The organism is Mesorhizobium australicum (genome assembly GCF_900177325.1).
GTDB lineage: Bacteria > Pseudomonadota > Alphaproteobacteria > Rhizobiales > Rhizobiaceae > Mesorhizobium_A > Mesorhizobium_A australicum_A.
On sequence record NZ_FXBL01000004.1, the window covers coordinates 3,950,689 to 3,967,249 of the forward strand.

Sequence of the window (16,561 nt, forward strand, 5' to 3'; positions counted from 1 at the left end):
TCAGTTCCTTTCCGGGACGACGGATAGAGGGGCAAGTGGTGCCGGCAGATCGAGGATGTCCGCGGCGGCGCCCAGTCGCGACAGCACATGCGCATGCTTCAGATAATGATGTGCGTCGGCCTCGGCCGAGAAGCCGATGCCGCCGTGAACCTGGATCGACAGCCTCGCATTCGTCAACGCGATGCCTGGCGCGAGCCGGCGCAGCGCCGCGACCTGGAACCCGGCGTCCTCACGTTCGTCGCGTAGCGCGATCGCGGCCATGTCGAGTTGGCATGACAGCATTTCCGCGCCAATGGCCATGTTGGCGCAATGATGCTTGATCGCCTGGAAGCCGCCGATCGGCTGGCCGAACTGCTGTCGAACCTGTGCGTAGGTTACGGCCAGATCGCGCGCGGCCTCGGCGATGCCGAGCAGCTGCGCGCTGACCAGCAGGTCGGCAATCGCAAGCAACGGCTGCTCCGCCGAGCCCGCGATCATGCCGTCTGCCCGACGCGGCATCCTGTGCGCAGCCGCGCCCTGGCCCGGTGTCGCCTCTTTACGCACTGCAACGGCATCTATTGCGCAGAGTTCCAGCTCGCGCGCTCCGAAGACAAGCGCGATTTCCGCCTCGCCGGGTTCCGGGAGAAGGACCGTGTCCCCGGACTGGATCCCCGCGCAAACGAAGGTCTCGCCCGCAATGATCTGGTCGGCGAGATCTCCCTGTCCGGCGGCGCGCGCCAGCCGGGCGCCGAGGGCCATGGCGAGCGATCCGGACGAGATTACATGCCGGCCGAACAGCACGTGGACGAGCGCCTCCTCGACGAGACTGAAACCCGCCCCACCCTCTTCTTCCGTGAGCGCGAGGCCGAAGGTCCCGAACGCCGCTGCCTCGCTGAGGTCATCCGGTTTCCCCTTTCGCCGCCGGGCGACGGGATAATGGGCGCGCAGCATGCCCACGGCCGCGTCGATGATCTGGCGCTGTTCCTCGCCGTGGTTCAGGTCGCACGTCATGGGTGCCTGGTCCTGGGCAGGCCGAGGATGCGTTCGGCGATGATGTTGCGCTGGATCTCCGCAGTGCCGCCGGCGATCGTCTCGCTGTAGGATTCGAGATAATCGTGAGTCCAAGAGCCCTCAACTAGTGCGTCCGGACCGAGAATGTCCATCGCCGCGCGATGGACGCGCTGCGCGAGTTCGGCGAAGCACAGGCGCACAAGCGAACCGTCGGAAGATGTCGCCGGGTCGCGAAGCATTGTCCGGTAGGTCATGGCGCGCATGGCGGCCGCTTCGGCCCGCAAGGTGGCGAGCCGGTCCGCCATTGACGAGCCGCGCGGCGGCGAGGCCAGATCGATCAGATCCTCAACCTTCACCGAAAGTTCGAGCTGGAGACCGATCGCGGCGATCTTGCGCTCGAAGGCAAGCGTGTTCATGGCGACCCGCCAGCCGTCGTGGAGATCGCCCACGACGTTCGACAAGGGGATGCGGACATTGTCGTAGAAAACCTCGGCGAAATGGACCGCGCCGGCCATGTTCTCGATCGGGCGAACGGTTATGCCCTCGCTCTTCATGTCGCAGATCACCCAGGACAGGCCCTGATGACGCTTCGATCCCGGCTCGGTGCGGATCAGCAGTTCCTGATAGTCGGCGATGTCGGCGAAGCTGGTCCAGATCTTGTGTCCGTTCACCACGAGATGATCGTCCTCAACCCGGCCGTTCGTCCCGAGCGAGGCGAGATCCGATCCGGATCCGGGCTCCGAGAACCCCTGGCACCAGATCGACTGGCCGGCCAGGATGCGCGGCAGGTGAAACGCCTTCTGCTCATCGGAACCGCAGGCAATGAGTGTCGGTCCGGCATGGTTCAGCGCGACGAAGGTGCAGTCGAGCACGGAAGGCGCCCGGGCTCGCGCATATTCCTCATACCATATGATCAGCCTTTCCTGAGAGAGGCCGCGGCCGCCATATTCGTCCGGCCAGCTGATGCCTGACCAGCCGGCCGCGTGGCATCGGGCGAGCCACGCGAGCGCGAAATCCCGCGCCGGCCGCCCACTGTGTGGCGCACGATCCCTCGGCACGTTGGCGAGCAGCCATTCCCGCGCCGTGCGGCGGAACGCGTGGTCCTGAGGGCTAAACGATATCTGCACGCCGATCTTTCCGTACGGGTCGTCTTCAAGCGGGCGCCGGCGAGTACTGGTCGGCGCGACAAGAAGGCTCAATGTCCCAATATGCGATACATATGTCAATCCAGGAGAGTTGCTTTCCCATTCGTTCAGTAGGCAATGAGGCTTAGAAAAGAGGGCCAATTTTCCACATTCCCTTGACACATCGACGCCAAATCGGCAATTTCCGCGCGGAGCGAACGCCAATCAAAACAGTCTCACTAAGTGGACACTTGGAAGCAGCATGGATATCGAATGGACTGCGGACGACCATGCATTCCGGGATCGAGTCCGCGCCTTTCTGAGGACCGAGTTGCCTTCGGATTGGGAGGAAATCTCCCGCCACGGCCCCGGCTCACGCGAGCAGACGGAGTTCAGCCTGAAGTTCTGCCCGAAATTGGCGGAGGCTGGTCTGCTCGTTCCTCATTGGCCGCGCGAATGGGGTGGCGATGACCGCACGACCTGGGAGCATTTCATCCTGGGCGAAGAGATGTGGGCGGCGGGAGAGCCACGCGGCGCGCAATACATGAACGTCAACTGGATCGGCCCGACACTGATGCGCTTCGGCTCGCCGGAGCAGAAGGCACGTTACGTGCCCGAGATGGCCGCCGGCCGCGCGATCTGGTGTCAGGGATTCTCCGAACCGGACGCCGGCTCGGACCTCGCCCGGCTGCGCACGCACGCCGTACGCGACGGCGATCATTACGTCATCAACGGTTCCAAGATCTGGACCTCCTATGCAGGCATGGCACAGAACTGTTTCCTGCTCGCCCGCACCGGTGCCGGCAAATCGGCAATCGCGATCTTCCTGATCGACATGTCGACGCCCGGTATCGAGGTTCGTTCCATCCCTAGCCTGATCGGCCACGGCGACATTCACGAGGTGTTTTTAAGCGACGTGCGGGTGCCAGTGGGCGCGCGGCTTGGTGAAGAGGGCGAGGCCTGGTCGATCATCAACTATTCGCTCGCCAACGAGCGCGTCGGCATCCCTCGCTATGAGTTGGCAAGCCGCGTCCTCGACCGGATGGTCGACGAACTGCGACGGCGAGGCATGGTCGAGGATCCAATCGTCCAGGCGAGGGCGGGGTCGGCGGCGGCGGCCTGCGAGGCGGCACGACTGCTCGTCTATCGCACCGTCGATATGCGTGCGCGCGGCGAGGCGGTGGGCGCCGAAGCCAGCATAGCCCGTGTGGCTGTAATCGAAGCGGATCACGTCGTGACCGACTTCGGAATGGAGTTCCTGCCGGATACCTTCTCCGGCAACGGCCACCCGGCTTTCCTCGCACATCACGAGCGCGCCATCGTCACCGGCATCGCAGCCGGCGCCGCCGAAATCCAACTCGGCCTCATCGCCCGGCGCTGGCTCGGCCTGCCCAAGGGTGACTAGAGTGCGCTTCGATCCGAATGCAGACCAGGCCGCTTTCCTCTCGGTTCTGGAACAGATGATGGCGTCTCCGGAAGCAGCCTGGCGGACGTCGCTGGACTGGTCGCGCCATGTATGGTCGGGCGAGCTCGATGCGATGCTGGAGAGCAGCGGCTTCCTGGACTGCGCACTCGAAGAGACGCTCGGATTGCCTGCGGCAACAGCGATGGTCTTTAGCGTGGCGGGCCTGCCGGTGCTGGTCGAATGTGCGGCCTCGTCGATGCTGCGCCCTCGGTGGGCGGCCGACCTGCCGCGTCCCATTGCCGTGCTGGAACAGGGACGCGACGGGTTGGCGCCGTTCATGCCAACGGCGCGATCGGTGATTTTGATCGGCGACGACACCGTTGAGGCAGCGACGCTTGAACACGGCGACGTCGAGACCGTCGAGAGCCTTTATGCCTATCCGATGGGACGCCTGCGGGACGGCGCGCGCCTCGACTGGCGCTGGCTGGACGACGACGCGGAGCGGATGAGGCGGATTTGGCGCGTGGCGCTCGCCGCCGAACTCGCCGGAGTTCTCAAGGGCGGGCTGGACGCGGTCGTGACCCATGTCTCCCACCGGCACCAGTTCGGCAGGCCGCTCGGCAGCTTCCAGGCGATACAGCATAGGCTGGCGGGCGCGGCGGTTAAGATCGACGCTGCCTATTGGCTTGCGCTGAAAGCGGCGCAGACGGTCGATGCCGCTGACGCCTCGATGGCCTTAGGCTTTATCCAGGAAGCCTCGACGAAGATCGTATTCGACCTGCATCAGTTCATGGGGGCAATGGGGCTGACACTCGAACATCCGTTGCACCGCTGGACCTATCGCGCCAGGCTCTTGCGAGCGAGCATGGGCGGCGGTGCGTCGAACATGCGGTCCCTATTCGACAAGCGATGGAGCGTGACGTGAGCGACGTACCCTATTTCGATACGCTCCTGTTGTCTCGTCGGGAACGCGTGCTGACACTTGCGCTGAATCGCCCGGCAGTCCTGAACGCGTTCAATGCCACGATGCACGTCGAGATTATCGAAGCGCTGCGGTTTGCGGATCGTGACGAGGCATCGGACGTCATTCTTCTGACGGGAGTCGGCCGAGCTTTCTCGGCCGGCGGCGATCTCTCGCGGATGGAAGAGTGTATTACCAATCCGGCCGAATTCGACCGCGACGCTTCGGACGCCAAGCGGCTCGTCTTCGCCCTACTGGACATCGAGAAGCCGGTCGTGGCGAAGGTAGGTGGCCACGCGGTCGGACTAGGTGCCACGATCGCGCTGCTGTGCGACGTGATCTTCGCCGCTGACAGCGCAAGGATCGGCGACCCCCATGTCGCTGTTGGACTGGTCGCCGGCGACGGCGGCTGCGTGATCTGGCCGCAATTAATCGGCTTCTCGCGCGCCAAGGAGTATCTGTTGACCGGCGACCTAATTCCCGCGGCGGAAGCAGCCGAAATGGGACTGATAAATCACTGCGTGCCACTTGCTGAACTTGACGGGCGCGTCGACCAATTCTGTGACAGGCTCGCCGCCGGTTCGGCCCAGGCGATCAGGGGCACCAAGGCCACCGTCAACCTCGAACTCAAGCGGATTGCCCACGGTATCATGGACGCCGGGATCGCATACGAGTCGATGTCGGTGCGTTCAGAAGACCACAAACGGGCGGTCGCCGCCATGAAGGCGAACCTCAACCGTCGGTCGGAACCGAGCGGCAGAGCCTGATGGATGCATCCGGAACTGCAAGAATGAACCTACTCGATAAAAGACATCAGGAGATCGGCAAAAATAGGCGGCTGGCGCCCTCTTCCGCTCGCCCCCTCGGTCAAATCGCCATCGAAAAGACGCGTCAGGATCCCGAACGTCTGGTGCTGGTGGAAGGGACCTGCCGGATATCTCGAGCGCAGATGTTGGACAGCGCGCTGCGGCTCGGCGGCGCCCTCTACGCGCGAGGCCTGCGCCCCGGCTCCGCCATCGCCTTCCAGTTGCCCAATTGGTGGGAAGCCAGCGTGATCAACCTGGCCGCGTCGCTGTTCGGATTGAGGCTCGTGCCCCTTCTCACCTTCTATCGCGAGGCAGAACTCTCAATCATGCTTGCGGCCTGCGGTGTCGAGGCAATATTCGTGCCTGCGTTCCACCGCGGAGTTGACTATCCCGCTCTCGTCGCACGCCTCGACGATCGGCCGGCCCATGTCCTGACGGTGCGCGGCGATCCCGCTTCGGCGGATGACTTCAAGCAGCTCATCCGGCATGAGGCAGGCGAGGTCTGCATTCCCGCGGCTGACGACATCAAGTTCGTGCTGTTCACCTCCGGAAGCACTGGACACCCGAAAGGTGTGATACACAGCCATGCGACGATTGACGGGACGATCCGCATGGCGTCCGAATTCTGGTCTATCGGAACAGCCGATATTCTTTTCGTCGCCTCGCCCATCGGCCATATCGGCGGGTCGATCTATGCGTTCGAGTTTCCGTGGATCACCGACTGCGTCGCGCTCCTGAGCGACAGCTGGAATCCCGACGAGGCAGTCAGCCTGATCGACGAAAACGGCATCACCTTCATGGCTGGTGCGACGCCGTTCCTCTCCGGACTGCTCGCGGCGGCGGAGCGTGCAGGCCGGCAGCTTGAAAGTCTCAGGCGCTTCATCTGTGGCGGCGCAAGTGTGCCGCCGGAGCTCGTCCGCAAGGGACTGGAGCGGTTTCCCAATGCCGTGGTCTCGCGGGCATACGGCTCGACCGAGGTGCCTTTGGCCTGCCCCGGCATCCGCACCCGCGAGGAAGCCCGGCTTCGCGCCGACACGGACGGCGAGGCTGCCTCCGAGATCCTGATCGTCTCGGATGAGGGCCTTGCTGTCGCTGAAGGGGAGCAAGGCGAGATTTTTGCCAGGGGACCTCAGATGTTCCTTGGCTATCTGAACCCTTCCGACGAGGAGGGTGCGTTCACCGAGGACGGCTTCTTCAGGATGGGCGACCTCGGACGACTCGTGGCGGGACGCTTCATCGAGATTACCGGGCGCAAGAAGGAAATTATCATCCGAAAGGGCGAGAACATCAGCCCGCTGGAGATTGAGAATGCGCTGCTGCGGCACGTCGGGGTCAGGCAGGTGGCGGTGGTAGGAGTGCCTGACCAGGAGCGTGGCGAGATGGTGGTGGCATTCGTCATCGCTGAAGACGGTCACACGTTCGGCTTCGCCGATATGATCGCGCATCTGACTACGCTTGGTCTTGCCCGGCAAAAATTCCCGGAGAAGCTGCACGTCGTGACTACCCTGCCGCTCAACGCGGTAGGCAAGGTGCAGAAGATGGAGCTCAGGAACTGGGCGCTGGCTGCCGACGCAAGATTCGCAGACCCTTCGCCATGAACACGAACCTCGTATAACTTCCCTCGCGAAGAAGGCTACGGCCTTTTCTGGATATCCCGCTCCACCTTCAGCTTCGCGACCTCCTTTCGCGGCCGATCGATCGATGCTCCGCCGCTGCCACTTCGAAGTTCGCCGAACCATCTCGCAATTGCTTCCCAGCTACGGGTTCATCGCTACGCCAGCACCTGATGCCGACCGGGTTGCATCGGCCGCAGCAATGATGGCAGCGTGAACCATGCTCACGCTTCGCCAGATCGAGGTCATCCGCGCCATCATGGTGACCGGCAGCATCGCGGGTGCTGCCCGCCTGCTCAACGTCGCCGCGCCCGGCATCAGTCGGCTGATGAAGTATTCCGAGGACAGTCTTGGGATCCGGCTGTTCGACCGCCGCGCCGGGCGCTACGTGCCGACGCCGCAGGCGCGCGACATCTTCGACCTGCTCGACACCGTCCACCGCAAGATCGAGGACCTGCAATCGGCCGTCGAGGCCCTGGGCCGCGGCGAGAGCCAGGAGCTCCGCATCGCCTCGGTGCCATCGATCGCCAATGTGATGCTGCCGCGCGCGATCGCGACGTTGCGCAAACGCTATCCCGACCTCGGCCTCGACATCGGCATTCTCAAGATCGAGGAGGCGATCGACTACCTGCTGCTCGGCCGCGGTGAGGCGGTGGCGATGTCGTCGCGCTTCGACCATCCGCTGATCGAGTTCGAGCCGCTTGCGAGCGGCCGTCTCGTCTGCATCGTTCCGGAAGGCAGCGCGCTCGCAGGGCGGTCCAGGATCACGCCAGCGGAGATGGCGCAGCATCCGCTGATCGGCATCAACCCGAAAGATCCTTACGGCGCGATAATGGCCGCGATGTTCGCCGACGCCGGCGTCCACTACCGCACGAACGTCAAGGCGCGCTTCGGCACCATCGTCTGCTCGCTGGTGGCCGCGGGCCTCGGCATCGCGATCATCGACGAGTTCACCGTCGCCCATGGCAGCGTACCTGGCCTGAGGAGCATCGAAATCGACGCCAAAAGCGCTTTCCAGACCTACGTTGCCCGTCGCCGCGACGTGCCCCTGTCCGCGTTCGCCGAGCGCTTCATCGAGCTTCTCCGCGCGGAAATGAATTCGGTCCGCCTCATTGCCGCGCCGGTGCCAAACGCTCGAAAGGCGGCAAGACGACCGTAACATCATGTTACGCTTCTTGCAGATATTGATACGCGAAGCATGAATCGTTGGGCGCTATGAATTCCATACCGCTTCGATGGAGGACGTTCTCAGCCCTTATGCCGAGCGGACGCACGGCTCGACGGGAGGGCGACGGCCATGAAGACATCCATCGCGACGGTATCCATCAGCGGCGACCTGCGGGAGAAGCTCGCGGCGATCGCGGCGGCGGGATTCGACGGCGTCGAGATCTTCGAGAACGATTTCCTCGCCTTCGACGGATCGCCCGCGGAGGTCGGACGCATGGTCCGCGATCACGGGCTCGAGATCACGCTGTTCCAGCCTTTCCGCGACTTCGAAGGCCTGCCCGAACCACAGCGCAGTCGCGCCTTCGACCGGGCCGAGCGCAAGTTCGACCTGATGCAGGAACTCGGCACAGATCTGATCCTCGTCTGCTCCTCAGTCTCGCAGGCCGCACTCGGCGGCATCGACCGGGCGGCGGCGGATTTCCGGGAACTCGGCGAGCGCGCGGCAAAACGCGGGCTGCGTGTCGGCTATGAAGCGCTCGCCTGGGGCCGGCATGTCAGCGACCATCGTGACGCGTGGGAGATCGTGCGCCGCGCCGACCATCCCAATGTCGGGCTCATCCTCGATTCCTTCCATACGCTGGCGCGCAAGATCGACGTTGGCTCGATCCGTTCGATTCCCGGCGATCGGATCTTCATCGTCCAGTTGGCTGACGCACCGCTGATCGAGATGGATCTGCTCTACTGGAGCCGGCATTTCCGCAACATGCCGGGCGAAGGCGACCTGCCAGTGGTCGACTTCATGCGCGCCGTTGCCGCCACCGGCTATGACGGGCCGATCTCGCTCGAGATCTTCAACGACCAGTTCCGCGGCGGCTCGCCTAAGTCGATCTCGATCGACGGCCGCCGCTCACTGGTCAACCTCATGGATCAGGTCCGCCGCGCCGAACCCGCCCTCCAGATCAGGGTTCCGGACATGCCGGACCGTATCGCGGTCGAAGGCGTCGAGTTCATCGAGTTCGCGGCAAACGAGCAGGAAGCCGCGGAACTCGGCCGCTCACTCGCTTCGATCGGCTTCAGCGCGGCCGCAAAGCACCATACGAAGGACGTGACGCTCTGGCGGCAGGGTCCGGCGGGCGCAGGCATCAACCTCGTCGTCAACACCGAGCACGAGGGCTTCGCGCACTCTTCCTACCTGATCCACGGAACGAATGCCTATGCGGTCGGACTGCGCGTCTCGGACGCGGCCGCGACGGTTGCCCGCGCACGGGCGCTGGGCGCCGAGACCTTCGAGCAGAAGCGCGGTCCCGGCGAACTGCCGATCCCGGCAATCCGCGGCGTTGGTGGCGGGGTGATCTACTTCATCGACGGTGCGCTGGCGAACGTCTGGGACGTCGAGTTCGAACCGGTCGCCTCTACGGCTGTCGCCGACGCCGGGCTGACCCGGATCGACCATGTCGCGCAGACGATGAACTACGAGGAGATGCTCACCTGGATCCTCTTCTACACGTCAATCTTCCGTGCCGCGAAGGCGCCGATGGTCGACGTGGTCGATCCCGCTGGACTGGTCCGCAGCCAGGCGATCGAGGGGGAAGGCGGTGCGCTGCGCCTCACACTCAACGGCGCAGAGAACCGCAGGACGCTCGCCGGCCATTTCATCGCGGAGAGCTTCGGCTCTTCTGTCCAGCATCTCGCCTTCGCCACCAACGACATCTTCGCCTCCTCGGCAAGGCTAGACGTCCTCGGCTTCTCCCGGCTCGAGATAACTCCCAACTATTACGACGATCTCGAAGCCCGCTTCGGCCTCGAACCCGACTTCGCCGACCGGCTCAAGGCGGCCAACATCCTCTACGACCGCGACGCGACCGGGGGCGAGTATTTCCAGCTCTATAGCCCGGCGATCGGCGAAGGCTTCTTCTTCGAGATCGTCGAGCGGCGTGGCGGCTATGGCGGCTACGGCGCGCCCAACGCTCCTTTCCGCATCGCCGCGCAGAAGCGCCATATCCGCCCTGCCGGCATGCCAAGGGTCTGATCGGCCGGCACGCGGTAAATAACTGGCATTCGGCGACCCCGGACGACCGGGTTTGATTTGCGTCATTGCCCTGTCACGCATGAGCGGCGATTTTCACGGACGCGACCGGACGACTCCGGTCGCGGATGCGAAGGGTTGCCGTCGGCCCCTCCTGCCCTATCGTCGGCAGAGGGGTCGCATGCACAGGGAGACGCTGGTGGCGCTGGACAGGACAACACTTGAGCTCATCGACCGCTACTGGCGGGCCGCGAACTATGTCTCAGTCGGCCAGATTTACCTGCTCGACAATCCGCTGCTGCGCGAGCCGCTGGCCGCCTGGGACGTCAAGCCGCGACTGCTCGGCCACTGGGGCACGACGCCCGGCCTCAACTTCATCTACGTCCACCTCAACCGCATCATCAAGGAACGCGACCTCGACGTGCTCTATGTCTGCGGCCCGGGCCATGGCGGGCCGGCGATGGTCGCGAATACCTATCTCGAAGGCACCTACAGCGAGATCTATCCTGACATCGGCCAGAACGAGGAAGGGTTGCGCCGGCTGTTCAAGCAATTCTCGTTCCCCGGCGGCGTGCCGAGCCATGTTGCGCCCGAAACGCCCGGCTCGATCCATGAGGGCGGTGAACTCGGCTACGCGCTCGTTCACGCCTATGGCGCAGCCTTCGACAATCCCGATCTCGTGGTCGCCTGCGTCGTCGGCGACGGCGAGGCCGAGACCGGGCCTCTGGCGGCTGCCTGGCATTCGAACAAGTTTCTCAACCCGAAGGTAGACGGCGCGGTGCTGCCGATCCTGCACCTGAACGGCTACAAGATCGCCAACCCGACGCTGCTCGCCCGTATGGACGACGAGGAGTTGCGCGAGCTCTTCTCCGGCTACGGCTACGAACCGTTCTTCGTCGAGGGCTACGAGCCCTTCCCCATGCACGAAGCGATGGCGGCCACCTTCGACACTGCCTTCGACCGGATCAGGGAGATCCAGAGCGCGGCACGCCGGCCGGGCGCGGAAGCGAAGCGGCCGCGCTGGCCGATGATCGTGCTGCGCAGCCCCAAGGGCTGGACCGGCCCGAAGGAGGTCGACGGCAAGAAGGTCGAGGATTTCTGGCGCTCGCACCAGGTACCCGTCGCAAATGCGCGCGGCGACGCGGCGCATCGCAGGGTTTTGGAAGAGTGGATGCTGAGCTACCGACCGGGCGAGTTGTTCGACGGCGCCGGCCGGTTGCTGCCGGAGATCGCTGCACTCGCGCCCGAGGGCGACAAGCGCATGGGCGCCCTGCCCCACGCCAATGGCGGGCTCCTGAAGCAGGACCTCGTCCTGCCGGACTGGAAGAGCCTCGCGATCGACGTGCCGCGGCCTGGCAGCCCGACCGCCGAGACGACCCGCTACATGGGCGCCTATCTACGCGAGGTGATCCGTCTCAACGCGGAAACGAAGAACTTCCGCCTGATGGGGCCGGACGAGACGGCCTCGAACAGGCTGGACGCCGTTTTCGAGGTCACGAACCGGGTCTGGATGGAGCGCATCGAGCCTTACGACGTGCAGCTCGCGCCGGAAGGTCGCGTGATGGAGGTTCTGTCGGAGCATCTGTGCCAGGGCTGGCTGGAAGGCTATCTGCTCACCGGCAGGCATGGCCTGTTCTCCTGCTACGAGGCCTTCATCCACATCGTCGATTCGATGGTGAACCAGCACGCGAAATGGCTGAAGACATCGGCGGAGCTGCCCTGGCGCAAGCCGATCGCCTCGCTCAACTACCTGCTCACCTCGCATGTCTGGCGGCAAGACCACAACGGCTTCAGCCACCAGGACCCGGGCTTCGCCGACTTCGTCGCCAACAAGAAAGCCGACACGGTGCGGCTCTATTTCCCGCCCGACGCCAATACGCTTCTGTGGGTGACCGATCACTGCCTGCGCACCTGGAACCGCATCAACGTCATCACCGCCGGCAAGCAGCCGCAGCCGCAATGGCTGACAGCGGCCGAGGCGGAATCGCATTGCCGGGCCGGCGCCGGCGCCTGGGACTGGGCCTGCACCTGCCCCGTCGGTGAGGAACCGGACGTCGTGATGGCCTGCGCGGGCGACGTGCCGACGCTGGAGACGCTTGCCGCGGTGGACCTGCTGCGCACCGCCCTGCCCGAGCTGAAGATCCGCGTCGTCAACGTCGTCGACCTGATGACGCTACAATCCCATACGGAACACCCGCACGGCTTCACCGACGCGAAATTCGACGCGCTGTTCACCAGGGATCGTCCGGTGATCTTCGCCTATCACGGCTATCCTTATCTCATCCATCGCCTCACCTACCGGCGGACCAACCACCACAATCTCCACGTCCACGGCTTTCGTGAGGAAGGAACGACGACGACGCCCTTCGACATGGCGGTGATGAACGAGCTTGACCGCTACCATCTGGCGCTCGCCGCGATCCGCCGCCTCCCCGGCCTTGCCGGGCGCGCGGAGACGGCCGTCGCTGCGATCGAGCGCAAGCTTGCCGCGCACCACGCCTATGTGCGCCAGAACGGCGAGGACATGCCCGAGATACGCGACTGGCAGTGGGCGTCGAAATGAGCTGACGCGCCTGGGCTTGACGCGTCGCCCCGTGTCGAGGACATCGGGATGGCCGATCCCTCGACCCGAAGCGGAGCCTCATGAACATCCTCGTTTTCAACGCCGGCAGTTCGAGCCTGAAGTTCAGCGTCTTCCGCGCCGGGCACGAGGACGCGGAGGAGCTGTTCAAGGGCTCCTACGAGCGCTTTCGCGACGGCAAGTGCGAGTTCCGCTTCCGGCACGGCGAGACGGACGAGCGCGGCACTGCCTCGATCGCCGGCATCGATCAGGCGGTGGAAGCGATCCCCGCCGTCCTCGAACGCTTTGGCCTGACGGTGCTCGACGCGGTGGGCCATCGTGTCGTGCACGGCGGCGCGCGCTTTTCGGCCGCTATCGTTCTCGACGATGCGATCGTCGCCGAGATCGATACCCTCACCCCGCTCGCCCCGCTGCACAACCCTGCCAATCTTGGCGCGATCCGTCTCTGCCGCAGGCTGTGGCCGGACGTGCCGCAGGTTGCCGTCTTCGACACCGCCTTCCACGCCACCAACCCGCCCTTCGCGACCACCTATGCTGTGCCGAAGGAATGGCGCGACGCGGGGCTGCGGCGCTACGGCTTCCATGGCACCTCGCACAAATACGTCGCCATGCGGGCCGCGCAGGAGATCGGCGTCCCTGCTTCCGACCTCCAGATCGTCAGCGTGCATCTCGGCAACGGCGCCAGCGTCTGCGCTGTGAATCGCGGCAAGAGCATGGACTCGTCGATGGGCATGACGCCGCTCGAAGGCCTTGTCATGGGCACCCGCTCCGGTGACGTCGACCCCGGGGCCTTCGGCTTCCTCGGCCGCCGGTTCGGCCTGTCGACGCAGGAGATAGAGACCGCGCTGAACAACGACAGCGGGCTGAAAGGCCTCACCGGCTCGTCCGACATGCGCGACCTGGAGGATCGGGCCGCCAAAAGCGACCTCGACGCGCAGCTCGCCATCGAGATCTTTGCCTACCGCGCGCGCAAATATGTCGGCGCTTACGCGGCGGCGATGGGCGGCATCGACGCCGTCGTGTTTACAGGCGGTATCGGAGAGAACTCGCCCTCGATGCGGCGGCGCATCTGCGACGGCCTGGAGTTCATGGGGCTGAGGCTCGACCACGACCGCAACCAGTCGGTCCACCTCGCCAACCGCGCAGCACCCCAGATACAGGCCTACGGCTCGCGCGTGCGCGTCTTCGTCACGGAGACGGCCGAACAGTTGATGATCGCGCGCGAAACGGCCGCGGCACTGACGCTGCCCGCGCCCGTTAACGAGGAGATTCCTGTCGCTGTCTCCGCCCGCCACGTCCACCTGTCGGCTTCCGCGGTCGAGACCCTGTTCGGGCCCGGCTACCAGCTCACCCCGGCCAAGCCGCTGAGGCAACCGGGCCAGTGGGCGGCGGCCGAACGCGTCGCGCTCGCGGGACCGAAGGGCCGGCTGGAACGGGTCGCGATCCTCGGCCCCGTGCGTCCGCGCACGCAGATCGAAGTATCACGCACCGACAGCTTCGCGCTCGGCATCGACGCACCCGTGCGAGAGAGCGGCAAGCTCGACGGCACGCCGGTCGTAACCATCGCCGGCCCAGCGGGCAATCTGGTCACCGACGGCCTGATCATCGCAGCGCGCCACATCCACACCAATCCGACAGATGCGGCTCGCCTTGGCCTGGAGGACGGCGAATATGTAGACGTGCGCATCGGCGACGCGGATCGCGGCCTCACCTTCGCGCGCACGCTGATACGGGTCGGTGCCAACTCCTTCACCGAGATGCACATCGACACGGACGAGGGCAACGCCGCGGGAATAGGCGTCGGCGACGGAGAAGAAGGCGAGATCCTCCAGGAGGCCGCGACGGTCCGTAGCCACTCTGCCGGTTGATCCGCCCTCCAGTTTGCCGCATTGCACAAATCGCTGCGCCGGTCAGAATGCCGCCATGAGTTCCGACACGCTCCAGATCCTGGTCATCGACGAGAACCGCATCCGCGCGGCGATCATCGAGGAAGGCCTGCGCGAGGCGGGCTATGCTCATGTGACGATCGTCCACGACGTCAACGGCATCGCGCGCCGGATCGCCGAGGTCGAGCCGGACGTGATCGTGATCGATCTCGAAAACCCAAACCGCGACATGCTGGAGAACATGTTCCAGCTCTCGCGCATGGTGAAGCGGCCGATCGCCATGTTCGTCGACCGCTCCGACACGGCTTCCATCGAGGCCGCCGTGGATGCCGGCGTCTCCGCCTACATCATCGACGGGCTGCGTAAGGAGCGCGTCAAGCCGATCCTCCAGATGGCGATCAGCCGCTTCAATGCCTTTTCACGCATGGCGCGTGAGCTGGAAGAGGCGCGCGGCGAACTCGAAGGCCGCAAGGTGATCGATCGAGCGAAGGGAATACTGATGAAGTCGCGGGGGCTCTCCGAGGAGGAGGCCTACACGCTCCTGCGCAAGACGGCGATGAACCAGAACCGCAAGCTGGCCGACGTGGCGCAGAGCCTTGTCACCGCGGCCGATCTGCTCGGGCCGGGAGGCCTCTAAGAATGGCGGACTACGAGATCAATGCCGGTTTCATGCCGCTGTTCGACAGCGCCGTGCTGGTGAGCGCCCGCGAGATAGGCTTCGCCGCGCGGGAAGGCATCGACCTGAAGCTGTCGCGAGAAACCTCCTGGGCCAACATCCGCGACCGCATTGCGATCGGTCATTTCGACGTGGCGCACATGCTGGGGCCGATGCCGCTCGCCTGCAATCTCGGCCTCACGCCGCTGGCGTCCGACACGATCGTGCCTTTCTCGCTGGGACTCGGAGGCAATTGCGTCACGGTCTCCAACGCCGTCTGGGACGGTATGACGGCGCATGACGCGCATCCAGACCTCGACCCGACCCGCAACGGAACGGCGCTGCGCGACCTGATCCGCGCGCGCGCGGCAGCCGGCGAGGCGCCGTTGCGCTTTGCGGTCACTCACCCGCATTCGGGTCACAATTACGAGCTGCGCTACTGGCTCGCCGGCTGCGGCATCGATCCGTCGCGCGAGGTCGAGATCGTCATCGTACCGCCGCCCTTCATGGCCGACGCGCTGGCAGCCGGCCATATCGACGGCTACTGCGTCGGCGAGCCCTGGAACAGCGTCTCGGTCGTCGCCGGCAAGGGCCATATCGCCACGGTGAAGGCGTCCATCTGGCGCGCCAGCCCGGAAAAGGTGCTCGGCGTGCGCAAGTCCTGGGCGCGCGACCATCCGGACGCCCTGTCCGCCCTGCTGCGCGCGCTGCATCACGCGGCGCGCTGGTGCCAGAATCCCGCCAATCACCGCGAACTGACGGCGCTGATGGCTCAGCCCGCCTTCCTCGGCCAGCCCGCCGAGATCCAGACGCGTGCACTGACGGGTCGTCTCGATGTCGGCGACGGCGTGCTGCGGCGGGTCGACGACTTCTTCCTTCCCTTCGACAAGGCGGCGAACTTTCCGTGGAAGAGCCATGCATTGTGGTTCTACACACAGATGGTGCGTTGGGGCGATGTCAGGCACACACCGGCCAACGCTGCGATCGCACGCGACTGCTACCGGCCCGACCTATACCGCGCCGCCCTGAAGCCGCTGGGCGTCGCCCTCCCCGGCGCCAACGCCAAGGTGGAAGGCGCGCTGACCTCAGCGACGCCCGTCGGCTCCGCCGGCGCCAGCCTCGTGCTTGGTCCGGACGGCTTCTTCGACGGGCGTATCTTCGATCCCGACATGCTTGACGCCTATATCGAGGCGCAGGCATCCGGCCTGCAGGCGGCCGATTGACACCGTCCGAACCGGAGCGCACTGCACACGATTTGTGCAACGCAAAATGACTGATTGCCGATCAGGCAGTCAGTCCTTCGGCGCCCGCTTCCGGTGCGACCACGCGCAAGTCATTGAAATTCCA

12 protein-coding genes are annotated in these 16,561 nt (G+C 65.0%); 10 read left to right on the top strand and 2 right to left on the bottom strand.

Going from position 1 to position 16,561, the window contains the following annotated elements; all coding sequences use genetic code 11:
* A complete protein-coding gene (locus tag B9Z03_RS22045; RefSeq protein ID WP_085466177.1) occupies positions 1–990 on the bottom strand; it encodes an acyl-CoA dehydrogenase family protein in 990 nt (329 codons plus the stop codon).
* A complete protein-coding gene (locus tag B9Z03_RS22050) occupies positions 987–2,117 on the bottom strand; it encodes an acyl-CoA dehydrogenase family protein (RefSeq protein ID WP_085466178.1) in 1,131 nt (376 codons plus the stop codon). The genes B9Z03_RS22045 and B9Z03_RS22050 overlap by 4 nt, the downstream gene beginning before the upstream one ends.
* Before the next feature lie 259 nt (positions 2,118–2,376).
* On the opposite strand from B9Z03_RS22050, the gene B9Z03_RS22055 reads away from it, so the two are divergent.
* The 10 genes from B9Z03_RS22055 (at position 2,377) to B9Z03_RS22100 (ending at position 16,437) form a co-directional block, all read left to right on the top strand.
* Positions 2,377–3,519, top strand: coding sequence for an acyl-CoA dehydrogenase family protein (locus tag B9Z03_RS22055; RefSeq protein WP_085466179.1), 1,143 nt, complete (start codon positions 2,377–2,379; stop codon positions 3,517–3,519).
* Position 3,520: 1 nt separating this feature from the next.
* Entirely contained in the window at positions 3,521–4,444 is a 924-nt protein-coding gene (locus B9Z03_RS22060; protein ID WP_085466180.1) for an acyl-CoA dehydrogenase family protein, read from the top strand.
* Positions 4,441–5,247, top strand: a complete 807-nt coding sequence (locus tag B9Z03_RS22065; protein WP_244561813.1) for an enoyl-CoA hydratase/isomerase family protein — start codon at positions 4,441–4,443, stop codon at positions 5,245–5,247. The genes B9Z03_RS22060 and B9Z03_RS22065 overlap by 4 nt, the downstream gene beginning before the upstream one ends.
* A gap of 23 nt (positions 5,248–5,270) precedes the next feature.
* Positions 5,271–6,884, top strand: coding sequence for an AMP-binding protein (locus B9Z03_RS22070; protein ID WP_085466182.1), 1,614 nt, complete (start codon positions 5,271–5,273; stop codon positions 6,882–6,884).
* A gap of 235 nt (positions 6,885–7,119) precedes the next feature.
* Entirely contained in the window at positions 7,120–8,058 is a 939-nt protein-coding gene (locus tag B9Z03_RS22075) for a LysR family transcriptional regulator (protein ID WP_085466183.1), read from the top strand.
* A 138-nt stretch (positions 8,059–8,196) separates the two neighbouring features.
* Positions 8,197–10,095, top strand: a complete 1,899-nt coding sequence (locus tag B9Z03_RS22080) for a bifunctional sugar phosphate isomerase/epimerase/4-hydroxyphenylpyruvate dioxygenase family protein (protein WP_085466184.1) — start codon at positions 8,197–8,199, stop codon at positions 10,093–10,095.
* Positions 10,096–10,273: 178 nt separating this feature from the next.
* On the top strand, positions 10,274–12,655 hold the full coding sequence (locus B9Z03_RS22085) for a phosphoketolase family protein (RefSeq protein WP_085466185.1): 2,382 nt from the start codon (positions 10,274–10,276) through the stop codon (positions 12,653–12,655).
* Between the two features lie 80 nt (positions 12,656–12,735).
* A complete protein-coding gene (locus B9Z03_RS22090) occupies positions 12,736–14,541 on the top strand; it encodes an acetate/propionate family kinase (protein ID WP_085466186.1) in 1,806 nt (601 codons plus the stop codon).
* A gap of 55 nt (positions 14,542–14,596) precedes the next feature.
* Positions 14,597–15,196 carry an ANTAR domain-containing response regulator gene (locus B9Z03_RS22095; RefSeq protein WP_085466187.1) on the top strand — a complete coding sequence of 200 codons (600 nt, stop codon included), beginning with the start codon at positions 14,597–14,599 and terminating at the stop codon, positions 15,194–15,196.
* Positions 15,197–15,198: 2 nt separating this feature from the next.
* Positions 15,199–16,437 (top strand): CmpA/NrtA family ABC transporter substrate-binding protein, encoded by a 1,239-nt coding sequence (locus B9Z03_RS22100; protein WP_085466188.1) that lies wholly within the window; start codon positions 15,199–15,201, stop codon positions 16,435–16,437.
* The last annotated feature ends 124 nt before the right edge of the window (positions 16,438–16,561 follow it).